Raw genomic sequence first — 21,113 nt, forward strand, 5'->3', positions numbered from 1 at the left:
GTGACACTTCTCAGTGTTTACCAGTGCACCCCCCCGGACTTGAACCGGGAACCCACTGATTAAGAGTCAGTTGCTCTGCCAATTGAGCTAGAGGTGCGTGTCTTGGCCCGTTTCTGTATCCCGCGCCGAGATAAAACAATAGCATCAGATTTCGAAGCTAGCGAATCGACGATACCCGGGTGTGTCGCGCCGGCGGCCCGTGCCTCCCTCCTACTGTGACCTACTACTGTGACTGTGTGACCCTTGACGCAGCTGCCACCCTGGCCGACGATCTCGCTCTCGCCCAGGAACTCGCCGACATCGCCGACGCGATCTCGTTCGCCCGCTTCCGATCGAATGACCTCGAGATCTCGACCAAGCCCGACAGGACCTTCGTGACGGATGCCGACCAGGCCGTCGAACGCGCGATCCGGGCTCGTATCGCCGAGGCCCGCCCCTCTGACGGCATCCTGGGCGAGGAGTACGGCACGGAGGGCGACAGCACTCGCCAGTGGATCATCGACCCCATCGACGGCACGGCGAACTTTCTGCGCGGGGTGCCCGTGTGGGCCACGCTCATCTCGCTGAGCATCGACGGCCACCCCGTGCTCGGCGTTGTCAGTGCGCCAGCCATGAAGACGCGGTGGTGGGCGGCATCCGGCGGCGGAGCCTTCATCCAGGAGGCCGGCTCTGAGCCTCGCCTGCTGCGCGTGAGTGGTGTGCGTGAGCTCAGCGACTCCTCGATCAGCTTCAACAGCATCGCCCAGTGGGACGAGGCCGGCTACCTCGACAAGCTGATCGCGCTGACCCGCACCGTCTGGCGCGATCGCGCTTACGGCGACATGTGGTCATACATGCTCTTGGCCGAGGGCCTGATCGACGTGGCGGGCGAGTTCGACGTGAAGCCCTACGACCTCGCGGCGCTCGTTCCCATCGTGGAGGAGGCCGGCGGCCGTTTCACCTCGGTCACCGGCGAACCCGGCCCGTGGCACGGCAACGCACTGGCCAGCAACGGCCTGCTGCACGACGCGGTGCTCGACGCCCTTCGCTGAGCATTCCCCGCGTTTCCCGCCGGACGCCGTGGTGCGCTAGCATCCCGTTCGGGGGGTACATTCCCCGCACCATGAGACTACGGGGGAAGCCAACAGTGCTGCATTCAACACGAACCACAATAATCTCGCGCGCGCTTGCCGTCGCCGCTGCCGGGGTACTCGCCGCCAGCCTGAGCGGATGCTCTGTGCTGGAAGGCGTGCTGGGATCGGGCCAGAAGCCGGTCCGGGATGCCGAGACGCAGGAGATCACGGAGGCCGGCCAGGCCGACGTCTTCTCGATCAAGGTCGGCGACTGCCTGAACGAGGCAAGCGGGGACACCGTCAGCGACGTACCGGTCGTCCCGTGCGCCGAGCCACACGACGAAGAGGCGTACTTCGAGGGAATCCTTGAGGGCGAGGAATTCCCCGGCGATGAGCAGGTCCAGATCAAGGCGGACGAGATCTGCTACGGCGCCTTCGAGTCGTTCGCCGGGATCAGCTACGAGGAGTCCGAACTGGACTACTACCCCTACACCCCGACCGAGATCGGCTGGAACGAGGCCGGTGACCGGGTCGTCTCGTGCATCATCTACGACCCGGCGGCCCAGACGACCGGATCGCTCGCGGGCGCCGCGCGCTGACATCCGGCACAGCGTCGATCCGCACAACACGAAAGGCCGCCCAGAAAACTGGGCGGCCTTTCGCATGGACAACATCGTGTGACAACGACCAGTGGTGGAGATGCCGGGAATTGAACCCGGGTCCACTGCTGTAGTTCTGCGCCTTCTACGGGTGTATCCAGTGAAGTCGTTCTACTCGGCTCCGGAATTTGCCACTGGCACCTAATCCGACGAGCCCAGCCTTCGTTTGAGTCCCTCTACACCCCGCGGCTCAATGTAGAAGCAATCTCTCTAAATGGCGCCAGGGTCCGGGTAGAGAGCATTCCCGGCCTGACGGACTTCTTTAGTGCGCTCGCTTAAGCAGCGAGGGCGAAGTCAGTGCGCTTTGAATTGGCACTTATTGTTTTTCAGAGATCGTTTACGAGATAACCCTGAATCCTCGACCCGCTTCTCGCAGTCATGCAGGCAATGTCGAAACCGATCATCCCCATGAGTGGGTCGTTGTCACACGCTGTTGAGTTTCCAAATGCCGCACGAGCACCCGCCTAGACGAGAACCTCATGCAGCCCTACAGTCTAGAACAGCATCCCAAGGAAATCCATTCCGCCGCCGCGACATTCAGGCGCCGGATCCCGCGAGAGGACCCCCGTGCCCACCATCATCACCGTTTCCGGCGAAGCCGAGCTCAAACACTCCCCCGAACGCGCGACGGCACAGCTCTCCGTCGGCTTCGAGGGTCCGGTCCGCGAACGGGTGCTCGCCTCGAGCACGGAGCTGCACGGCGTGGTCAGCGAGCAGCTCGCGGCACTCCTCGCCGCAGACGGTGGCCCTGTGACGGCGTGGAGCACCGAGCAGCTGCGCGTGTGGGGCCAGCGGCCGTGGAGCCAGAACGGAGAGCAGTTGCCCGTCGTCTATCACTCTGCGGCATCCGTCACCGCGACCTTCACCGATTTCGCCGCGCTCTCTGACTGGCTGGGCGCCGCGTCGCTGCTCGAAGGCGTCACCGTTCACGGCATCGACTGGGCCCTGCACGAGGAGACCAGGAGAGACCTCACTCGCGAGGCACAGCAGCTGGCGGTCGGCGCGGCCCGTGCCAAGGCCGAGAACTTCGCGCAGAGCCTCGGGCTCGGCTCGCTGACGCCGCTCGCGCTCAGCGACCCCGGTCTCTTAGGCGACGAGAACGGACCGATGCCGATGATGGCCGTGGCCGACTCGGTGAGCCTCCGCAGCCGTGGCATGGCAGGGGGCGCGCAGTTCAGCCCGGAAGAGATCGTCGTCACGGCAGCCGTGCACGCCCGCTTCAGCGCGAGCTGAGCCCGGGCTGAGCTCGCGCCGAGGGCCGCCCGGTCAGCCGGCGCTGGGCTCGACGAGCGCCGAGCGCAGCGCCGCCAGATCGCTCAGGCTCATGCCGGAATCCAGCAGGTACTGCGTGACAGAGCCGTGCGCGTCTTCGATGAAGCGGATCGCCCCGTCCAGCGCCTCTGGCGGGCTGCCGCCCATCAGCACGCGCAGCTCGGGCGTTGCCTCGACACCGTGGGAGGCCATCAGCGCCAGCATGCCGTCCAGCCATTCGCCGTCGAGGTTCGTCTGCGAGCGCGCGTAGTCGGCCAGCACCACGGATCGGTCGACGCCGGCAACGAGCAGCGCGAGCGCCACGACGACGCCGGTGCGGTCCTTGCCCGCCGTGCAGTGCACCAGCACGCCGTTCTCGGTGCTCGCGATCTCGCGGAGTGCGGTGACGACGACATCCGCGTGCTGGCCGAGGATTTTCTCGTACAGCGCCTCGAGACTCACCCCGGCGACGCCCTGCGACGCTCCGGATCCCTCAAAGACGGGCAACCTGACCGACTCGACGTCCAGCCCGGCCAGGTCGTCGGGCATGATCTCGGCTTCGAAGTCATCGCGGAGGTCGATCACGGTGCGCACGCCGAGGCGCGTCATCTCCGCCTTGCCGGCCGATCCCAGCTTGCTCAGCCCGTCCGAGCGGAAGAGCTTGCCCGAGCGCACGAAACCGTCCGGTGTGGCGTAGCCACCCACATCACGAAAATTGAACGTTCCTGGGACGGGAATTCGTGTCTGTGGGTTCATCGTTAGTCTCCGAGGTTCTTCCGGCCCGAGATGGCCCGATCGGCCTCTCGCTTGTCCTGACGTTCACGCAGCGCCTGACGCTTGTCGTACTCTTTCTTACCCTTCGCGACGGCCAATTCGACCTTGGCGCGGCCGTCCTTGAAGTAAATCTGCAGCGGAATGAGGGTGTAACCGCCCTCTTTCGTCTTGTGGCTGATCTTGACGATCTCCTGCTTGTGCAGCAGCAGCTTGCGCTTCCGGCGCGGCGGGTGGTTCGTCCAGGTGCCGCCGACGTACTCGGGGATGTGCACGGCATCGAGCCAGATCTCGCCGCCCTCGATGAACGCGTAGCCATCGACGAGGCTCGCCCGACCGGCTCGCAGCGACTTGACCTCGGTGCCCGAGAGCACCATGCCGGCCTCATAGCTGTCCTCGATCGTATAGTCGTGGCGGGCCTTGCGATTGGTGGCCACGACCTTCTCGCCACGTTCCCTGGGCACGACGGGCTCCTTCTGTGTTCGTGAGGTGCCACGGCAGGTGCCGGGCAGCCGTTCAGTCTAGCGGATGCCGCAGCCCCGGCATCCGCGGCTCTTCTGCTTCGGCTCAGCCAAGCGTCGATCGGTGGTCTGCTGCATCGATCAATGCCTGCTCCTGGGAGGCCACGAGGATTGCGGCGCCGTTCGCGCGAAGTCGCAGCAGCAGCGCAATCAGCTCGTCCGCGCCCGCCCGATCCAGATTCGCGGTCGGCTCGTCGAGCACGAGGATCGGTGGCTCGAGCAACAGCGAACGTACCACCGCCACCCGCGCCCGCTCGCCCGCTGTGAGCTCGGCCGGCCGAAGCGCGGCGAGCTCCGCGACACCGTACTCGTCGAGGAGATCGAGCGCCCGGGGGCCGAGCGCGGCGGCAGCGCGCCGGGGAACAGCGGGCAGGAGCACGTTTTCGAGCACGCTGAGCTCGTCGATCAGCGCGGCCTGCTGGTCGACGTAACCGACCAGCCCACCGCGCCTGCTGCTCACCGCGTCGTCGCTCAGGGTGCCGAGCTCTTCTCCGTTCCAGATCACGCTGCCTGCCGTCGGGCGCAGGAGTCCCGTCGCGACGCGCAGCACGCTCGTCTTGCCCGTTCCGCGCCCGCCGGTCACGCAGTGCATGCGACCGGCCCGCAGCCCGATGTCGAGGCGGTCGGCGATGACGCTCACGCGATCCGCTCGACCGGTGAAGGCGATCGCGACATCTCTCAGCTCAAGCAGCATCGCCATCGGTGGGCACGGCCTTTCTCATGAGGCGGGATGCGCCGCGCCATGTGGGCAGCGGCACGAGGATCAGCACGGCGACGACGATGCCGGCGGCCAGGGCCGAGCTCACGATGGCGTTCTCGGATGTGACGCCGAGCGCCCCGAGCGCAAACCAGAGCAGATAACTGCCGAGCAGCACGCTGGCGAGGGTCACCGCGAGCGATGCTGCGAGCGTCGCCCGCCGCTGATCCTCGTTCGGCCAACCGGTCGCCGCCAGCACGGCCCGCAGGCGGCGTCCGTCCTGAGCGGACTGCCCACGTGAGCGCACCACGAGCGCGCCGGCGACACCCGCTCCGCAGAGCGCCAAGAGCAGTTGCGGCACCGCGGCCAGGACCTGGCCACCCACCGGCGCCTGCGCGCCCTGGCCCGAGATCTCGGCTATCGCCAGGGCGAAGGCGGCGACCGTCGCCATGGCGGTGAGCACGGCGAGGGCCATCGGGAGCGCGGCGACCGGCCTCCGCCAGGCCCGCTGGAGGCCCCAGGAGACCGTAGAAATCGGCAGCCTGCGCTGCGCGCGTGTGGCGGATGCCGCGCCTGCCGCGCCCCGACCGCTTGGGTCGTTGCTGTGCGTTGCGCCGCCGACGATCCGCGCCTCCGGCCGGTACTCCACCGCGTATGACCGCTCCATCGCTTCTGCGCTGATGACACGCACCCCGCTCGGCCGCGTCGCGCGCACGGTGGCGATCACGCAGATGAGCGCGGCGCCGATGAACCCCGCCGCGACGATCGGTAGGGCAACGGCAGGTTCCGGCGCGGCGACGAGCGCGATCCCGGCGACGCCCAGGAGGAGGAGCAGCCCGACCAGTTGCTCGCCGGCGAACCAGCGAGCGATGCGGGGCCGGTTCCAGCCCAGCCCCCGCAGTGTGGCTGCATCGCGCCGTCGGGCGGGAGTCGCCCCGAACTCGGTGAGTGCGAGAAGCCCGAGAACCGCCAGCAGCACGGTGTTCAGCAACAGCATCGTGCCCGTTCCGACCGCGGTGGAGAGCGCAGCAGCGGGCCCGAGCACGGTCCAGCGCTGCTCTACGACGCCGAGCTCGCCGACGCGCTGCTCCCCCGCGGCATCCGTGGTGCCGAAGGCGTAACCGTCGACGCTCACCTTCACGGACTCGCCGTGGCTGCCGGCGACGATGGTGGCGGTGTAGCCGAGCTCCTCGATGTCGCGGGCGGCGGCCGCGACGGCGGCAATCCCGGCGCCGTCGTAGCGCTCGGCGCCGGCCACGCGTACCCGGACCGCTTCGACGATCGTGTCGTCCTGCCAGCCTGCCCTGCGGATGTCGCCGATGATGCTGGTCTGGGCGCCGAGCAAACCGAACCCGCTGAGCGTCGGGGTGATCGGCGTCGGAGCGACGGGCTCGCCGTCGGCGTCCTCGACGAGTACGGCGTCGACCGGCTCATATGCACCGAGCGGAATGCCATCGGCGACGGCGGCGATGGCATTCAGCTCGTCCGCGCTGAAGCTTCCAACGGACGCACCGGTCTCGAACTCCTCACCGAGAGGGGGCCGCTCGGCAGCGCGCGGCTCGCTGTATGCGGACTCGGCCCCTGGCACACTCGGATCTGCGCGGGTCGAGAGGCCGGAGCTCCCGCCACTCGGCACGGCGATCGTTCGGAACCCCACTCCGTCGAGCTGCGCCGTGTAGGCGCCATCCGCGCCACGCCGGACGGCATTCGGCTGGCTCGCGTCGACGAGCACCGCGCCTCCGAATCCGATGTATCCCGCATAGGATTCCCCGCCGTCGCTGGAGGGTAGGGCGCCGGTGCCCGGCCACCACACAGGGACGGCCGCGTAGGAGGACGCATCGAGCAGTTCCGGGATGTCCTGCACGACGGTGCCGGCCGGTGTGCCAGCCGAGTCGTTCAGGAGCGGTGTCGAGAATGCCGGCATCTCGCCGTAGCTATCGGTGCCCGGCAGCGCCATCGGGCCGAAGGACTCGACGCTCAGCTCCGCGCGGAGCGGGGCGGGAGTCGGCTCCTCGGCGACGAGAACGGGATACATCTCCTGCGCTTCGCCGAAGTAGTCAGCGAGCCGTGCCGGCTCGCCGCGCTCCGTTTTGACACGGAGATACTCCTGGTAGGCGGGGCCCTGCTCCATCTTCAGACGAAATGCGGCTTCACTCTCGGCCGCCTCCGCCAGTGCTTTGGCGATCGAACCGGTGTTCGCGCTCCCCCAGGCACCGAGCTCCTCTGTCGAACGCCCTCGCGCACCGCCCAGCTCCACGAGCGGGTTGAGGAAAGACCCGGCGTCGCCGAGAAGTGCTTGTTCGGCCACCGGGTCGATGAGCGTCATCCGCTGATCGAGGGCGAAAGCCAGGGGCAGAGACACCGTCACGACACTGCCGTCGCTCTGCCCGCTCGACAAGTCCCCTCCGCTGCCCAGAACCCACGCAGCGGTGCGGTTCGGCTCGAATCCCCATTCGAACAGCGAGCAGTCGATGGTGACGTCACCGATGTTGCACATCGCGCCCGACTCAGGGCCGCTCCCGGGGGCGGCGACGTCCAGCGGGGCGTTCGACTGGTCGAGCGCCACCATGTAGCGCTCCTCGCTGAGCAGCCGCTCGCCCAGCCCGTCGTCGCTCAAGAGGCGCAGCGTCGCCCGGTAGCTCTCGCCCGACGGCGTCAACTGCGCGGGATCGACGGCCGCGGCCAGCTGCATCCGCCAGCCCTGTTGGACCGGGAGCAGGAGCTGGGCGATCGGCGCTGCCACCTCCACATCGGCCAGCGCGCGCAGCGCCTGCACATCGGCCATCTTCATGGCCGTGCCGGAGCCGCCGAGAGCGTTCGGTGGCAGCACCGTCGGCCGGGTCGCCCCGGCATCCGCCGCGGTCACCAGGATGTCGTAGAGAGGGCGTGCCGAGGCGTCGACGCTGTGGCGCAGCACTGCTGCTGCGCCGCCCTGCACGAGGCAGGCGGCCAGCAGCGTCAGCGCCAACAACCCCACGGCGGCCACCCGCGCTGGTGCACGCAGGAACCGCCGGAGGGCCGAGGGCACTAGACCTTCAGATACCGGGAAATCGCGAAGTTGGCGGAGAAGGCGGCGAGCACCGCGCCGACGACGAGCAGGATCGGCACGACGATGAGTGCATCCTTCACGTCGACGAAGTTGGTGAATTGCAATGTGTCGCCGAGATAGCCCTGCACGAAGAATTGCACGATCGCCACGACCGCTCCGCCGGCCAGCAGGGATCCGAGCAGGGCGGCGAACACGCCCTCAAGCACGAACGGCGTTTGAATGAACCTGTTCGAGGCGCCAACCAGTCGCATGATGCCGATCTCCCTGCGCCGTGAGAAGGCGGAGAGGCGGATCGTCGTCGCGATCAGGAGCACGGCGGCGATCAGCATGAGCGCCGCAATGCCGATCGCGGTGTAACTGGCCGCGTTCAGAACCGAGAATATCTGGTCGAGATAGCGTCGTTGGTCTGTCACCGTCTCGACTCCGGGCATGGAGCCCAGGCTCTCGGAGAGCACCGCCGCGTTGGACGGGTCGATCAGGTTCACCCAGAAGGTCTGGTTGAGCTGGTCGGCGGTGACATACTCGGTCACCGGGTTGCCCTCGAACTGCTTCTGGAAGTTCGTGAACGCCTCTTCGTGCGACTCGAAGTAGAACTTGTCGATGAATGGGGCGAGCACATCGGAGTTCAGCTGCGCCTCGACGGCGTCGATCTGTTCCTGCGTGGCCTCGCCGCCGGCGCACGACTCACCGGGCGAGATGCCGGTGCAGAGGTAGATGGCGACCTGGGCCTTGTCGTACCAGACGCTCTTCATCTGCATGATCTGCATCTGCATGAGCACGGCAACGCCGACGAATGTCAGCGAGATGAAGGTGACGAGAACGACGGAGACGACCATCGAGGCGTTGCGGCGGAGGCCATTGGCCGCCTCGCCGAGCACGAGACCGATTCTCATTTGCTCGGCCCCACTTCCTGCTCGCCCGTAGCGTTCGGGGTGTCGCCTGCGGCGCGCAGGCCGAGCTTCTCGGCGAGTCCCAACTGTTCGGGAACGTCGTGCTTGGTGACCGGCAGCAGCGGGCGGATCATGTTTCCCGTCTTCGGGGCCGGGTCGGGCGCCGGCGGGGCAATCGGGGCGGCCTGGGCCGCGGCGGTGACGGCGGCCGCGGCATCCGTCACCTCATCGCTGAACTCCGGCTCGACGTAGAGGGGCTGGGCCATCGTCGCCGTCGGAACGGGGACAACCGGCGTCGCAGGTGCCGCCGGGGTGACCGAGGTGGTCTGGGCGACTGGCACGGTGTGTGCGGCCTGCGCGGCAGGGGCGACGGCGAGGATCGGCACGGCGCTCGTGGCGTAGCCGCCGTGGCGCTCGTCGCGGACGATCGTGCCTGCGCTCAGCTCGAGCACACGGCGCTGCATCTGGTCGACGATTCCGGCCTCGTGCGTCGCCATCATCACGGTTGTGCCGCCGGCGTTGATGCGCTCGAGCAGCGTCATGATGCCGGCGCTCGTGGTCGGATCGAGGTTACCCGTCGGCTCATCGGCGAGGAGGATCTGCGGTTTGTTCACGATGGCGCGGGCGATGGCGACGCGCTGCTGCTCACCACCGGAGAGCTCGTGCGGAAGACGCTGCGCCTTGCCGTCGAGGCCGACCATCTTGAGGGTGTCAGGCACCGCTTCCTGGATGTAGCCGCGCGACTTGCCGATCACCTGGAGGGTGAAGGCGACGTTGTCGTAGACGGTCTTGTTCGGCAGCAGCCGGAAGTCCTGGAACACGACACCGAGGTTGCGGCGGAAGTAGGGGATCTTGCGGTTCGAGATGGAGCCGAGGTCTTGGCCCAGCACATGAATGCTGCCTGTGCTCGGCTTCTCTTCCTTCAGAACGAGCCGCAGGCAGCTCGATTTGCCCGAGCCTGAAGCCCCGACGAGAAAGACGAATTCACCCCGGAGAATCTCAAGGTCGATCGCGTTAAGCGCAGGCCTCGAAGTTCCCGGGTATTGCTTGGTGACGTGGTCGAAGCGAATCATGGCTCTCCGAGCTTAGGCAGCGGTCGGGCGAAAAGGTGCAGCGACGCGCCTAGTGGGCGCCCTTGCGCCAGCGGATGCCGGCCGAGATGAAGCCGTCGAGGTCGCCGTCGAAGACGTTGCTCGGGTTGTTGACCTCGAAGTCCGTGCGGAGGTCCTTGACCATCTGGTACGGCGCGAGCACGTAGCTGCGCATCTGGTCGCCCCAGCTCGCCGTGATGTTGCCGGCGAACTCCTTCTTGGTGGCCGCCTCCTGCTCGCGCTGCAACAGCATCAGGCGGGACTGCAACACGCGGAGAGCCGCCGCACGGTTCTGGATCTGGCTCTTCTCGTTCTGGCAGCTCACCACGATTCCCGTGGGGAGGTGGGTGATGCGCACGGCGGAGTCCGTCGTGTTGACCGACTGGCCGCCGGGTCCGCTGGAGCGGAAGACGTCGATGCGGATGTCGCTTTCCGGAACGTCGACCGATTCGGCCTGCTCGATCAGCGGCACCACCTCGACGGCGGCGAAGCTGGTCTGGCGCTTGCCTGCAGCGCCGAACGGCGACATTCGCACGAGGCGGTGAGTCCCGGCCTCGACGCTGAGCGTTCCGAAGGCGTACGGGGCGTCGATCTCGAAGGTGGTCGACTTGATGCCGGCCTCTTCTGCGTAGCTCGTGTCGAGCACGCGCGTCGGGTACTTGTGCTTCTCGGCCCAGCGCAGGTACATGCGCATGAGCATCTCGGCGAAGTCGGCGGCATCGACGCCACCGGCGCCGGCGCGAATCGTGACGACGGCCGGGTTCGGGTCGAACTCTCCGTCGAGCAGGGTCTGCACCTCGAGCTCGCCCATGAGCTTCTGCAGTCCGGCCAGTTCGGTGCGCGCCTCCTGGGCACTGTCTTCGTCACCGGCCTCGTTGGCGAGCTCGACGAGCACCTCGAGGTCGTCGAGACGACTCGTGATGCTGGCGATCTTGGCGAGCTCCGACTGGCGGTGGCTGAGCGCGCTCGTGACCTTCTGCGCGTTGTCCGTGTCATCCCAGAGGTCTGGGGCACCAGCGGCCTCACTCAACCGGGCGATGTCGGCCGTGATGGCATCGACGTCGAGCACGGCGCGGATGTCGCCGAAGGTGGACCGCAGTGCGGCAATCTGGTCGGAAAGATCGAGCTCAATCATGTCGGCACCAGCCTACTGGCGATGTCGGTCGTGACCTACCCGAGCCACACGGCCGGCGGAGCGGAGCGCATGTCCGATCCGGCCCACCGTGCTGGCGTACGATCGAATCGATGTCTGTCGCAGAGCGCCCCTTCTCGTTGCGCCCCATCGCACTCGCCGTCTTCCTGCCGACCCTGCTGTTCTCGATCGGCGAGGGCGCCATCATCCCGCTGATCCCGCTGGTCGCCCACGACCTCGGTGCGTCGCTCGCGACCGCCGGCCTGCTCGGCGCTCTCGTGATGCTCGGAACCGTCGTCGGCGACATCCCGAGCGGTGTCATCGTCAGCCGTATCGGCGAACGCAACGCAATGATCTGGGCCTCGCTGCTCTCGGTCATCGCCGTGTTGATCTGCGTCGCGGCGCCGAACGAGTGGGTGCTCGGCGTCGGGATCTTCATCGTCGGTCTCGCGACCGCCGTCTTCGCCCTCGCCAGGCACGCCTTCCTGACCAGCTACGTCCCGCTCGCCTACCGCGCGCGGGCGCTCTCCACGCTCGGCGGCGTCTTCCGCGCCGGCTTCTTCGTCGGGCCGTTCCTCTCGGCGGCGGTGATCCAGCTGACCGGAGGCACCCAGGCCGTCTTCTGGATCTTCATCGTGTGCTGCCTGGCTGCCGCAGCCGTTCTGCTGGTGCTGGCCGATCCGGCGAAAACCCTCGGTCCGGCCCAGCACCGGGCCGACAGCACGCGGAACGAGGGAGAGGAAGAGGCGGAGCGGGAGACCAGCGGCCTGTTCAGAACCCTGTGGCAGTACCGGGGCGTGCTCATCCGGCTCGGTACGGGCGTCGGCCTGATCGGCGCCATGCGGGCGGCCCGCATCGTCATCATGCCGCTCTGGGCCGTGAGTATCGGCCTTGGCACGACGGACACCGCGGTGATCGTCGGCATCGCCGGCGCGGTTGACTTCGCCCTGTTCTACGTGAGTGGCCAGATCATGGACCGGCACGGGCGCCTGTGGAGCGCGCTGCCATCAATGCTCGGCCTCGGCTCTGGGCTGCTGATCCTGTCATTCACCCACGATCTGCCGACGAATGTGCAGTGGTTCATCGGCGTCGCGATGCTCCTCTCCGTCGCGAACGGGATCGGCAGCGGCATCATGATGACGCTCGGCGCCGACCTCGCACCGCACGACGACCCGGCTCCGTTCCTCGGCGCCTGGCGCTTCGCAGGCGACCTGGGCGCTGCGACCGCGCCGCTCGTGATCGCCGCCATCACAGCACTGGCGTCACTCGCGTTGGCCAGCGGGGTGGCGGGCATCGCTGGGCTCATCGGCGCCGGCATCCTCGCCCGCTACATCCCCCGCTACGTGCCGCGCCCGCCGAAGCCCGCTGCCAGCACGGCGGGCGGCACAGCGCGCTAGCGCAGCACCGAGCGCGCGGTCGCGGTCACCTCGATGCGGATGCCGGCCGGCACGAACATCGTGAGCACCGGCGGCCGCCACCAGGCGCTCAGCGTCACCTCGGCCGAGACGCCATCCGGGGTGCCGGCACTCTCGACCACGAGTTCTTCCAGCGTGCCGCGCGGCACGGCCGCGAGGTGCTCCAGCACCGCCTGGTGAACCGCGGCATCCTCAAGGGCGACGGTGAAGCCCTCCCCCGCCGTGCTCACCGCCGAGAGTTCGAACGCCTCGGCCCCGGCGAGCGCTGCTCCATCCGCGATGCCGAAGAGCCGCTTCCGATCGAGCGACAGGGAGGTCGCGGCGACGACGAGAAGGATTAGCAGCAGCGCGAATGCCCCATAGAAGATGGTGAGAACGAGGCTCGATCCCCGGTCGTCGCCGAGACGTGTGAGCCTCACGTGCTCCCACTGCCGCTGCCGCCGCATCAGCCGCCGCCCCAGAACTTCGAGACCCGCTGCGTGGAAGCGGCCGTCATCGGCACGCTCGCCCTGTTCTGCAGCTCGAGCACATCGGGAACGAATGGCAGGCTGACCGAGATGCGCACATGCACGGTGACAGTCTCGCCGCGCACGAGGCAGGCACCCCCGGCCGAACAGTCGACGACCAGCTCACTCTCATCCTGCGTCAGGCCGTAGTCGTCGAGGGTGACGGCGAGGGCCCTGGCCGCCGCACTCTGCCCCGCTGCGTCGCTCTCGGCCAACACGAAGGCGCGTGCCGCCTGCCTGGCCGCGCCCTCCGCGGCCAAAGCGCCCGCCTGCAGAGCCGACATGACGAGAACGAGGTAGACGAGGGGAACGAGCAGGATCATGCCGACGGTCAGAAACTCGAGCGAGGCCGACCCCTGCTCGCTCCGAAAGTTCCTCCGGAAGCTATTCGGGAAGCTCAAGCGCCGCATGCCCGGTCACCTCCAGCGCCGATTCGATTCCGAGCAGGCCGATCAGTGGAAGCGGGGCGACGACGCGCACCTCCGTGCTCTGCAGGCCGGTGACGTCGGCGTAGCCCGCGGTGATCTGCTCGGCGTAGGCGGGCCCCAGCCCCATCGTGATGAGCTGCCGAGTGCGTTCGGCACCATCCTGCAGCGTCGCCCCGGCCAGAGCCGCGGTGCGCGCGCCCTCGGCCGCGGCATCCTGAATCGTGTTGCGGATATGCAGGGCGAGGGCCAGCTGAACGACGGCGAGGCACAGCAGCGTGAGCAGCGCGCCGACCAGGGTGAACTCGGCGACGGCGCTGCCGCGCTCGCTCCCGACGTCGAGTCTGCGCAGCCTACCGCGTCGCATAGCGGGGCGCCGGAATCAGAACTCGGTGACGCGCTGGATCGCTTGCTCGAACACTCCGGCGAGCGCCGGACCCGCGAGACCCCAGATCAACACGACGAGGCCCGCCGTCATCAGCGAGATCAGCACCCAGCCGGGGACGTCGCCGCGGTCCTCCTCTGTGAGTCGTGACATGGTGATTCCTTCCTGTTCTGGTTCGTCAGAACCCGGCCTGCAATACGAAGATTCCCGGGAAAATCGCGAAGATGATGGTCAATGGCAGGATCAGGAAGACCAGCGGTACGAGCATCAACACTTCCTTCTTGCCACCGCTCTCGAGCAGTTCTCGCTTCGCTGATCCCCTGGCGTCGCTGGCCTGCGCCTGCAGCACCTCGACGAGCGGCGTGCCCCGCTCAAGCACCGCGATCATCTGATCGACGCAGCGGGAGAGCGCGGGGATGCGGAGCTCATCGGCGAGCTCGTGCAGGGCCGCCGCGAGCGGGACACCGACGTTCACCCGCGCCACGACGACGCCCAGCTCGGCCGCAAGCTCGCCGGAGCTCGTGCGTGCGATGCGGCGCAGCCCGTCGAACAACCCCTCGCCGGCAGACAGACTCAGCGTCAGGAACTCCAACACGAGCGGCAGCTCGCCCTCGATGCGGCGCAGCCGCGACCGTGCCCGCCGCCGCAGCGTCCACTCCCGCAGCGCTCCCCCGGCGAGCGCCGCCGTCGGCGGCAGGACGAGTTGCACGAGCGGCGTCATACTCCCCGCCAGAGAACCCGCGATCGTCAACGCGAGGCCGAGGACGAGCCCGAACACCGCCCAGAGCAGTTGCTCGGTGCGGTACTGGATGACGCCACGCGTCGATCCGGCCTGCCGCAGCCGTCGCGACAGGGCATCCGAGCCGCCGAGTACGTCGGCGAGTGCTGTGGCCGCGCGGCCAAGGGTCGGCGCGAACAGCGAGCCGATCACGGGCAGCGGGTCGACCGTGTGGCGCAGGGCCCGCTCCCTCGCTTCCTCGGAGACATCGCCGAGGTACGGTGCGATCCGGTCGATCAGTCGGGCGCGCCGCAACCGTGGGGTGAGCGCGGCGAGCGACCACAGCCCGAGGCCGAGGGTGCTGCCGAGCACGATCGCCCAACCGAGCTGCGCGCTCATCGGAACCACCGCTGTTCCTCGGGCAGACGCCCGACGCGCAGCATGATCCGATAGGCAAGAATCGAGACCAGCAGACCGCCGAGAATCACCACGGACCCGGCCGGGGTGTCGTATGCAGCCGCCGCCTCCGGGCGGGAGGCGAGGAGCAGCAGGACGAGCCACGGTGCGGCGACTCCCAGCCGAGCGGCGTTGACGACCCAGCCCTGGCGCGCCCGCAGCTCGGCACGGACCGCCGCGTCTTCGCGCAGATAGCTGGCGAGGCTGCGCAGCACCGTCGTCAGCTCGGTTCCACCGACCTCCCGCGCCATGCGCAAGGTCTCCAGGATCCTGTCGGCGATGGGGTCGCCGAGCGCGTCCTTCAGCCGCCCGATGCACGCCCCGAAATTGGCGGTGACCCGGTAGTCGCGCTCGAATTCCGCGAACGGCGCGCGGGCGCTCGCCGGCCCTGCGCTGGCGATGCTGCTCACTGCGTCCGGCAGGGCCAGCCCAGAGCGCACGGCCGAGATCAGATGGTCGACGACCTCGGGCCAGATCTCCCGGTTCGCGCTGCGCCTGGCCGCCGCTCGCCAGCGCACGATGAGGAGCGGGGCGGCGAGCCCGGCGAGCCCCACCACGAGCGCGAGCGCCGTGATGCCGAGCAGGGCCTGGGCCAGGCCGGCAGAGATCAGGGCGAGCGTGACCGAGATCACGGCGAAGCCGAGCGGCGTGACACGGCGGATGCCGGCCCGGCTGAGCGTGCGCGCGAGGGCATGCCGGATGCCGCCTGGCACGGCATCCGGCGCAGGGGCCACCCGCTCCCGTCCCGCCGGCCAGAACAGCGGCGACAGTGCCAGCAACAGCCCGGCGCCGAGCAGGGCACCCAGCAGCACGGGGACGAGCGCGCTCATGGTGGGTTCCCCGCGCCGAGGATGAGCATGGGGTCGAGCCCGGCTGCGTCGAATTTCTCCATCTTGTGTGGCGCGCTGCCGAGGGCGACCAGAGTCCCGTCCCGCCGGACCATGAGCGTCTCGGCCTCCACCTGTTCGTCGACCACCCGACCCGTCACCGCGAGGATCTCGCCCACGCTCCTCGCTCCGTGGCGGTCCAGCTCGCAGTGCACGACGATGTCGATGCAGCCGGCCACGGTCGGCAGCACGAATGCCGAGTCGATGTTCCGCCCGGCAAGCAGCGGCAGCGTGCTCAGCTTGACCAGTGCATCCCGTGCGGAATTCGAGTGGATGGAGCACGCGCCGGGAATCCCACTGTTCAGCGCGATGAGGAGGTCGAGGCTCTCCGCCTCGCGTACCTCGCCGACCACGAGCCGGTCCGGTCGCATGCGCAGGGATTCCTTGATCAGCCGGCGGAGCGTGATCTCGCCTGTGCCCTCCAGGCTCGGCTGCCTGCACTGCATCGCAACGACGTCTCTGGCCCGCAGGTCCAACTCGAAGGTCTCTTCCACCGTCACGATGCGCTCGCGGATGCGCGCTGCAGAGAGCAGCGCGTTGAGCATCGTCGTCTTGCCTGCCTGCGTGGCGCCGGAGACGAGGATGTTCTGCCCGGCCAGCACGCACATGCGAAGGAACTCCGCCGCCTGCCGGCTGAGCGAGTCGGCGGCGACGAGCTGGTTCAGCTCGCGGATGCGGCGGCTGAACTTGCGGATGTTCACCGACCAGAAGCGGGCGGTGACATCGGGGATGACGACGTGGAGCCGTGATCCGTCCGGCAGCGAGGCGTCGACGAACGGCGAACTGAGATCGACGCGTCGGCCGGAGCTCTGCAGCATCCGCTCCACCAACTCCCGCACCTCCCGCTCGCTGAGCACCGTCGTCGTGAGTTCGGCCACGCCGGCCCGCGCGACGAACACCCGCGTCGGAGAGTTGATCCACACCTCCTCGATGCTCGGATCGTCCAGGTAGGGCTGCAGCCGCCCGAAGCCGGTGAGCGACGCGACGGCCTCCCGCGCCGCCTGTTCCTCGTCGTGGATCAGAGGCAGCGAGTTGCCGAGCGCGCGTTCGCTGTAGCGCTGCAGCTCGGCGCGCACATAGCTCTCGGCAAGCGCGGCGTCAGAGGAGAGGTCGACGCTGTCCGCACGCACCCGCACCCGGACCTGCTCGGTGATCATGCGCACGGCGTCGCTCATGCCGACCATGATGCGCCTTTTCGGCATGCAGCCTCGAAAGTTATCCACAGGCCGGTATCCGCTTCAGGCCGCGGATGCCGCTCGCGCCCGAATCGCGCACCCGAACAAATCATGGGCATCCGGCGCTTTTCAGGCTAGATTCCATTCACAACGCTTGAAGCTTCGAGAGAGGCACGTCATGGCTCCATCGGATACACCAACGGCCACGTTCAACGGCAAGCTCGCTTTGCTTCTGGCGATGGCGATGTTCGTCCTGGTCGTCGACACCTCGATCATGAACGTCTCGATCTCGGCCGTGGTGCGCGACATCGGCACCACCGTGAGCGGGGTCCAGTCGGCGATCGCGCTCGAGGCCCTCGTCTCAGCCGCCTTCATCCTGATCGGGAGCAAGGTCGGCGATCTGATCGGGCGCAAACGCGCGTATGTGATCGGCCTACTCTGCTACGCCACCGGCGCCATCGCGATGACCCTGGCCCAGAGCCTGCTTCCGATCATCATCTTCTGGGCCGTGATCGGCGGGCTCGGCGCCTCGCTGCTGCTGCCGGCCATGCAATCCCTCATTCACGGCAACTTCCACGGTGCTGAGCAGAAGCGGGTGTACGCCCTCGTCGGAGCGTCGGCGGCGATCGCCGCGGCCGTCGGGCCGCTGCTCGGCGGGCTCATCACGACCCTCCTCTCGTGGCGCGTGGCCTTCGCGCTCGAAGCGGTCGTGATCGCGGTCGTGCTGCTCGGCATCAAGCTCGTGCACGACGTGCCGTACACCGGGTCGCGACAGGTCGACGTCGTCGGATCGCTGCTCTCGGTCGTGGGCATGGGCGGCATCGTCATCGGCATCCTCGTCTGGCAGGAAGGCGGAGAGGCCGTCGGGGCGCTGATCGCCGTCGGTGTCTTCGGCCTCGGCGGGCTCGCGTACTGGTTGGTGCGGCGCAAGCGGCACGACAAGGCGGTGCTGCTCGACCCCGCCCTGTTCCGCTCGAAGCCGTTCCGCCTCGGCGTCAGCCAGCAACTGCTGCAACAGATCGCGCTCGGCGGCACGATGATCGTGCTGCCGATCTACCTCCAGATGGTGCTCGGCTACAACGCACTCCAGGCCGGACTCTCGATCGCACCGCTGTCCCTCAGTATGTTCGCCATCGCCATGCTCGCCGGCAAACGCTCGGGCGGTCGCCGGCCCGCCACGCTGATCATGTGGGGATTCCTGCTGCTGCTGCTTGGGCTCGTCATCCTCATCCCGATCGTTCCCCGGGCGGATTCCGGCTGGTGGCTCCTCGTCCCGCTGCTCATCGCCGGCTGCGGGCTCGGCCTGCTGGTCTCGCAGCTGAACAACTACACGCTGTCGCCGATCTCGGATGAGCGGGTGAGCGAGGCGGCCGGAGTCAACTCCGCCGCCGGCTCCTTCGGGCTCTCGTTCGGCCTCGCGTTCGCCGGCGCGATCATGCTCGCGGCGCTCTCGCTGATCTTCACGAGCATGGTCATGTCCAGCACGGTCCTGCCGGCGGACGAGAAGGAGCAGGTCGCCGCCGTGCTCGAAGAGGACGCGCAGATCATGAGCAACGTCGAACTCGAAGAGCTCCTGGTCGGCCAGCCGGCCGACATCCAGGACGAGATCATCCGCATCAACACCGACGCGAGGCCCATCGCGCTTCAGCTCGCGCTGCTCATCCCCATCTTCGCCGCGCTCCTTGGTCTGCTGAACACCCTCAGGATGCGGCGAGTGCCCGACCCACCGATTGCAACGCAGAGCGAGGGACTGGTGCTGTAGCGGGTCGGATGCCGGCGCGAGCCGACGGCGCTGTCAGCCCGGCCCGCTCTGTCCGCCTAAACTGGGGAGGCACTCGCGGGAGTGGTGAAATTGGCAGACACGCAGGATTTAGGTTCCTGTGCTTTCGAGCGTGAGGGTTCAAGTCCCTTCTCCCGCACTCTGCTGGCCATCATCCGGCCACCGCTCAGTAACCGGTTGAGTCGGTCTTCCCGGCGCACGCGGTCTTCAGCTTGTCGGCCGCCTCTTGGATGCCGGCCTGCTGCTCGGCGATCGCGTCACCGTCGATAGCGCCATCGGCGTCCGTCGGGAGCGTTTCTACGGCCGCCGATACTTCGGCGATCTTCTCATCGACCCTCGCGAGCGCGTCCGCGACATCCGGGTTATCGGCCTTCTCCTCCAGTGCAACGACACGTGCGCTGTAGTCATCGAGCTTGGCCTGAATCTCGCTCGGTGTGCCGGCAGCGGCGAGCGTGTTCTGCGCGCCGTTGGAGATGTCGCGCACCTCAGACTGCAGCGTCGCGCACGAGTCAGCTGCGGTCGTCGGGCTGGCTCCTCCGCCCGAGGCGCAGCCGGTGAGCAGGAGCGCGCCGGCAAGAACGAGCACGGCAGTTGTCTTGGTTCCTCGCATGGTGGAATCCCCGATCGTCTGCCCCGCGTGCCGGGGCACCATTCCACTGTGCACGCAACCGCCTGTGCACGCAACCGCCGCGTATGCAAACGCCGAATTTCCCTCACTCCAGATCGGCTGTCATCCGCCGAAATCGCCCGTGCTGGCCCATTCCGGGATTGTGGACTCATGTCAGCAATCTCTACGCCGTGGCCGTATTATGTAGGTATGCCTAAGCTAATCTCCGCCGAGCAGCACGCCTCTGACAGCACCACCGCAGAGGACTCACTCTCCCTGGGAGCACGGCTCCGCACAGAGACGCACGAGCAGCACCGCTCGACCGAGTCCCGCCCGTTCATTGTGGCGTTGATGAAGGGCGAACTGTCCCTCGAGGACTACACGCGCTACCTGGCGCAGATGGCCTGGGTGTACGAGGCGCTGGAGTCGCGCACACCGCGCGAGACGGATTTCGCGATCTACGACGCGCGTCTGGACCGGCTCGCCGAGATCGAGAAGGACCTGGTCGCGCTCGGTGCGGCCGACTGGCGCACGAGCCACCCGGCGCTCGCCTCGACCGAGCGCTACACCGCGCGTCTGCGCGAGCTCGTCGCCACCAACGACCCCCGCTTCGTCGCACACCACTACACCCGCTACCTCGGCGACCTCTCCGGTGGTCAGGCAATTTCGCGCCTCGTCGCGCGCCACTACGCGGCCACCGACGAGCAGCTCGCGTTCTACCGTTTCGACGGCATCGACAACCACGTGCAGTTCAAGCGCGCCTACCGCGAGCAGCTCGACGCGCTGCCGCTCAGCGACGAGCAGAGCGCGGCGGTCGTCGCCGAGGCGCTCGCGGCCTTTGAGTTCAACGGTGCGCTCTTCGACGAGCTGCAGCAGCACGCAACTGCAGCAGCCTGATCATGCTGAGAACGGCCGGCGTCGGCATGAGCGTCAGCGATGAACTCGCCGGCATGCTCGGCGATGTCGGCGTTGTGCTGTTCTACCTGATCGTCTGGGGCCTCGTCTTCGCCGGCACCGCACTCTTCGTCGGCGTCTTCGTGCCCTTCGTCACCGGCGATTCGCTGCTCTTCGCATCGGGCCTGATCGCGGCCAGCGCCTCGGGCATCGACATCTGGATCCTCGCCATCGGCACCGGAATCGCCGCGTTCCTCGGCGACCAGGTCGGCTTCCTGATCGGACGCCGCTACGGCAGGCCCTACCTCGACAAACGTGGAGGGGCCCGCACCCAAACTGCCATCGCCAAGACCGAATGGTTCTACAACACCTTCGGCTGGTGGTCGGTCGTCATCGCCCGCTTCGTACCGTGGGGTCGCGTGTTTGTGCCCGTCATCGCCGGATTCGGCAAGATGGCGTACATGCGCTTCATCACGGCCAACCTCGTCGGCGCCCTCGCGTGGGGCGTCGGAATCACGGTGATCGGCTACTTCGCCGCGTCGATCCCCGGGGTGAAGGCCGGCTCGTACGTGATCGCCGGCATCGTGATCACCGCATCGATCATCGCCGGCATCCGAGCGTGGCGTGCCGACAAGGCCGAGCGCGCGGACGAGACATTGCGCGCGTCGGTGGCGGGAACAAATACATCCGAGGGATGATCTTCCCCTCACGCCCGGTAATCTCCCCCTCCCGAAAGTTAGACTGCCTCTCGT

At 67.9% G+C, this 21,113-nt stretch carries 22 protein-coding genes, 2 tRNA genes and 1 other RNA gene; 8 read left to right on the forward strand and 17 right to left on the reverse strand.

Annotation, left to right across the window (positions count from 1 at the left end; genetic code table 11):
• Positions 1 to 24: 24 nt before the first annotated feature.
• Positions 25 to 97, reverse strand: a tRNA-Lys gene (locus ASC66_RS01325).
• A 139-nt stretch (positions 98 to 236) separates the two neighbouring features.
• On the opposite strand from ASC66_RS01325, the gene hisN reads away from it, so the two are divergent.
• Together hisN and ASC66_RS01335 are read left to right on the forward strand one after the other, a co-directional pair.
• A complete protein-coding gene (gene hisN / locus ASC66_RS01330; RefSeq protein WP_055836082.1) occupies positions 237 to 1,031 on the forward strand; it encodes a histidinol-phosphatase in 795 nt (264 codons plus the stop codon).
• A gap of 95 nt (positions 1,032 to 1,126) precedes the next feature.
• On the forward strand, positions 1,127 to 1,651 hold the full coding sequence (locus ASC66_RS01335; RefSeq protein WP_162243460.1) for a septum formation family protein: 525 nt from the start codon (positions 1,127 to 1,129) through the stop codon (positions 1,649 to 1,651).
• 92 nt (positions 1,652 to 1,743) lie between these two features.
• Here ASC66_RS01335 and ssrA read toward each other — a convergent pair.
• Positions 1,744 to 2,119: a transfer-messenger RNA gene (gene ssrA, locus ASC66_RS17730) on the reverse strand.
• A gap of 159 nt (positions 2,120 to 2,278) precedes the next feature.
• Here ssrA and ASC66_RS01340 point away from each other — a divergent pair.
• Positions 2,279 to 2,944, forward strand: a complete 666-nt coding sequence (locus tag ASC66_RS01340) for an SIMPL domain-containing protein (protein ID WP_055833673.1) — start codon at positions 2,279 to 2,281, stop codon at positions 2,942 to 2,944.
• Between the two features lie 33 nt (positions 2,945 to 2,977).
• Here the strand turns inward: ASC66_RS01340 and ASC66_RS01345 are convergent, their stop codons facing one another.
• The 7 genes from ASC66_RS01345 to prfB form a co-directional block, all read right to left on the reverse strand.
• Positions 2,978 to 3,718 (reverse strand): tyrosine-protein phosphatase, encoded by a 741-nt coding sequence (locus tag ASC66_RS01345; protein ID WP_055833676.1) that lies wholly within the window; start codon positions 3,716 to 3,718, stop codon positions 2,978 to 2,980.
• A gap of 2 nt (positions 3,719 to 3,720) precedes the next feature.
• Entirely contained in the window at positions 3,721 to 4,197 is a 477-nt protein-coding gene (smpB, locus tag ASC66_RS01350; RefSeq protein ID WP_055833679.1) for an SsrA-binding protein SmpB, read from the reverse strand.
• Between the two features lie 103 nt (positions 4,198 to 4,300).
• Positions 4,301 to 4,954: an ATP-binding cassette domain-containing protein gene (locus ASC66_RS01355; protein ID WP_055833682.1), complete on the reverse strand. Its 654-nt coding sequence runs from the start codon at positions 4,952 to 4,954 to the stop codon at positions 4,301 to 4,303.
• Entirely contained in the window at positions 4,938 to 7,928 is a 2,991-nt protein-coding gene (locus tag ASC66_RS01360) for a hypothetical protein (protein ID WP_157509593.1), read from the reverse strand. Before ASC66_RS01360 ends, ASC66_RS01355 begins: the two co-directional genes overlap by 17 nt.
• A 50-nt stretch (positions 7,929 to 7,978) precedes the next feature.
• Positions 7,979 to 8,893, reverse strand: coding sequence for a permease-like cell division protein FtsX (gene ftsX, locus ASC66_RS01365; protein ID WP_055833688.1), 915 nt, complete (start codon positions 8,891 to 8,893; stop codon positions 7,979 to 7,981).
• Positions 8,890 to 9,963 carry a cell division ATP-binding protein FtsE gene (gene ftsE, locus ASC66_RS01370; RefSeq protein ID WP_055833691.1) on the reverse strand — a complete coding sequence of 358 codons (1,074 nt, stop codon included), beginning with the start codon at positions 9,961 to 9,963 and terminating at the stop codon, positions 8,890 to 8,892. The genes ftsX and ftsE overlap by 4 nt, the downstream gene beginning before the upstream one ends.
• A 49-nt stretch (positions 9,964 to 10,012) precedes the next feature.
• Positions 10,013 to 11,116 (reverse strand): peptide chain release factor 2, encoded by a 1,104-nt coding sequence (gene prfB / locus ASC66_RS01375; protein ID WP_055833694.1) that lies wholly within the window; start codon positions 11,114 to 11,116, stop codon positions 10,013 to 10,015.
• A gap of 110 nt (positions 11,117 to 11,226) precedes the next feature.
• On the opposite strand from prfB, the gene ASC66_RS01380 reads away from it, so the two are divergent.
• Positions 11,227 to 12,510 (forward strand): MFS transporter, encoded by a 1,284-nt coding sequence (locus ASC66_RS01380; protein WP_055833697.1) that lies wholly within the window; start codon positions 11,227 to 11,229, stop codon positions 12,508 to 12,510.
• On the opposite strand, the gene ASC66_RS01385 is transcribed toward ASC66_RS01380, so the two are convergent.
• The 7 genes from ASC66_RS01385 to ASC66_RS01410 are packed head-to-tail and all read right to left on the reverse strand — an operon-like array spanning position 12,507 to position 17,107.
• On the reverse strand, positions 12,507 to 12,947 hold the full coding sequence (locus tag ASC66_RS01385; protein WP_235496623.1) for a pilus assembly protein TadG-related protein: 441 nt from the start codon (positions 12,945 to 12,947) through the stop codon (positions 12,507 to 12,509). The genes ASC66_RS01380 and ASC66_RS01385 overlap by 4 nt on opposite strands.
• A 26-nt stretch (positions 12,948 to 12,973) precedes the next feature.
• Positions 12,974 to 13,444, reverse strand: a complete 471-nt coding sequence (locus tag ASC66_RS01390; RefSeq protein WP_055833703.1) for a hypothetical protein — start codon at positions 13,442 to 13,444, stop codon at positions 12,974 to 12,976.
• Entirely contained in the window at positions 13,419 to 13,826 is a 408-nt protein-coding gene (locus ASC66_RS01395; protein ID WP_055833706.1) for a TadE/TadG family type IV pilus assembly protein, read from the reverse strand. The genes ASC66_RS01390 and ASC66_RS01395 overlap by 26 nt, the downstream gene beginning before the upstream one ends.
• Before the next feature lie 15 nt (positions 13,827 to 13,841).
• Positions 13,842 to 13,997 (reverse strand): hypothetical protein, encoded by a 156-nt coding sequence (locus ASC66_RS18305; RefSeq protein WP_165397283.1) that lies wholly within the window; start codon positions 13,995 to 13,997, stop codon positions 13,842 to 13,844.
• Positions 13,998 to 14,022: 25 nt separating this feature from the next.
• On the reverse strand, positions 14,023 to 14,961 hold the full coding sequence (locus tag ASC66_RS01400; RefSeq protein ID WP_055836086.1) for a type II secretion system F family protein: 939 nt from the start codon (positions 14,959 to 14,961) through the stop codon (positions 14,023 to 14,025).
• The gene (locus ASC66_RS01405; RefSeq protein WP_055833709.1) at positions 14,958 to 15,848 is read right to left on the reverse strand and encodes a type II secretion system F family protein; all 891 of its coding nucleotides are present in this window, start codon (positions 15,846 to 15,848) and stop codon (positions 14,958 to 14,960) included. Before ASC66_RS01405 ends, ASC66_RS01400 begins: the two co-directional genes overlap by 4 nt.
• Positions 15,845 to 17,107, reverse strand: a complete 1,263-nt coding sequence (locus ASC66_RS01410) for a TadA family conjugal transfer-associated ATPase (RefSeq protein WP_235496624.1) — start codon at positions 17,105 to 17,107, stop codon at positions 15,845 to 15,847. Before ASC66_RS01410 ends, ASC66_RS01405 begins: the two co-directional genes overlap by 4 nt.
• Before the next feature lie 151 nt (positions 17,108 to 17,258).
• On the opposite strand from ASC66_RS01410, the gene ASC66_RS01415 reads away from it, so the two are divergent.
• On the forward strand, positions 17,259 to 18,842 hold the full coding sequence (locus ASC66_RS01415) for an MFS transporter (protein WP_055833715.1): 1,584 nt from the start codon (positions 17,259 to 17,261) through the stop codon (positions 18,840 to 18,842).
• 75 nt (positions 18,843 to 18,917) lie between these two features.
• Positions 18,918 to 18,999: transfer RNA gene (locus ASC66_RS01420), tRNA-Leu, on the forward strand.
• Positions 19,000 to 19,026: 27 nt separating this feature from the next.
• Here ASC66_RS01420 and ASC66_RS01425 read toward each other — a convergent pair.
• Positions 19,027 to 19,470: a hypothetical protein gene (locus tag ASC66_RS01425; protein WP_157509594.1), complete on the reverse strand. Its 444-nt coding sequence runs from the start codon at positions 19,468 to 19,470 to the stop codon at positions 19,027 to 19,029.
• A 207-nt stretch (positions 19,471 to 19,677) separates the two neighbouring features.
• Between ASC66_RS01425 and ASC66_RS01430 the strand changes: the two genes are divergently transcribed.
• Together ASC66_RS01430 and ASC66_RS01435 are read left to right on the forward strand one after the other, a co-directional pair.
• Entirely contained in the window at positions 19,678 to 20,364 is a 687-nt protein-coding gene (locus ASC66_RS01430; protein ID WP_055833721.1) for a biliverdin-producing heme oxygenase, read from the forward strand.
• A 2-nt stretch (positions 20,365 to 20,366) separates the two neighbouring features.
• Positions 20,367 to 21,059 (forward strand): DedA family protein, encoded by a 693-nt coding sequence (locus ASC66_RS01435; protein ID WP_082491930.1) that lies wholly within the window; start codon positions 20,367 to 20,369, stop codon positions 21,057 to 21,059.
• The last annotated feature ends 54 nt before the right edge of the window (positions 21,060 to 21,113 follow it).

It is taken from the genome of Leifsonia sp. Root4, assembly GCF_001425085.1.
GTDB lineage: Bacteria > Actinomycetota > Actinomycetes > Actinomycetales > Microbacteriaceae > Microterricola.

What these genes read in the sequence shown, in the direction of transcription:
- ASC66_RS01380 (WP_055833697.1), top strand. Translation starts at nt 11,227, where the DNA reads ATGTCTGTCGCAGAGCGCCCCTTCTCGTTGCGCCCCATCGCACTCGCC.
- ASC66_RS01435 (WP_082491930.1), top strand. Translation starts at nt 20,367, where the DNA reads ATGCTGAGAACGGCCGGCGTCGGCATGAGCGTCAGCGATGAACTCGCC.
- ASC66_RS01390 (WP_055833703.1), bottom strand. Translation starts at nt 13,444, where the DNA reads ATGCGGCGCTTGAGCTTCCCGAATAGCTTCCGGAGGAACTTTCGGAGC.
- ASC66_RS18305 (WP_165397283.1), bottom strand. Translation starts at nt 13,997, where the DNA reads ATGTCACGACTCACAGAGGAGGACCGCGGCGACGTCCCCGGCTGGGTG.
- ASC66_RS01345 (WP_055833676.1), bottom strand. Translation starts at nt 3,718, where the DNA reads ATGAACCCACAGACACGAATTCCCGTCCCAGGAACGTTCAATTTTCGT.
- prfB (WP_055833694.1), bottom strand. Translation starts at nt 11,116, where the DNA reads ATGATTGAGCTCGATCTTTCCGACCAGATTGCCGCACTGCGGTCCACC.
- ASC66_RS01425 (WP_157509594.1), bottom strand. Translation starts at nt 19,470, where the DNA reads ATGCGAGGAACCAAGACAACTGCCGTGCTCGTTCTTGCCGGCGCGCTC.
- ASC66_RS01405 (WP_055833709.1), bottom strand. Translation starts at nt 15,848, where the DNA reads ATGAGCGCGCTCGTCCCCGTGCTGCTGGGTGCCCTGCTCGGCGCCGGG.
- ASC66_RS01415 (WP_055833715.1), top strand. Translation starts at nt 17,259, where the DNA reads ATGGCTCCATCGGATACACCAACGGCCACGTTCAACGGCAAGCTCGCT.
- ASC66_RS01395 (WP_055833706.1), bottom strand. Translation starts at nt 13,826, where the DNA reads ATGCGACGCGGTAGGCTGCGCAGACTCGACGTCGGGAGCGAGCGCGGC.
- ASC66_RS01400 (WP_055836086.1), bottom strand. Translation starts at nt 14,961, where the DNA reads ATGAGCGCGCAGCTCGGTTGGGCGATCGTGCTCGGCAGCACCCTCGGC.
- ASC66_RS01355 (WP_055833682.1), bottom strand. Translation starts at nt 4,954, where the DNA reads ATGGCGATGCTGCTTGAGCTGAGAGATGTCGCGATCGCCTTCACCGGT.
- ASC66_RS01410 (WP_235496624.1), bottom strand. Translation starts at nt 17,107, where the DNA reads ATGCCGAAAAGGCGCATCATGGTCGGCATGAGCGACGCCGTGCGCATG.
- ftsE (WP_055833691.1), bottom strand. Translation starts at nt 9,963, where the DNA reads ATGATTCGCTTCGACCACGTCACCAAGCAATACCCGGGAACTTCGAGG.
- ftsX (WP_055833688.1), bottom strand. Translation starts at nt 8,893, where the DNA reads ATGAGAATCGGTCTCGTGCTCGGCGAGGCGGCCAATGGCCTCCGCCGC.
- ASC66_RS01430 (WP_055833721.1), top strand. Translation starts at nt 19,678, where the DNA reads ATGCCTAAGCTAATCTCCGCCGAGCAGCACGCCTCTGACAGCACCACC.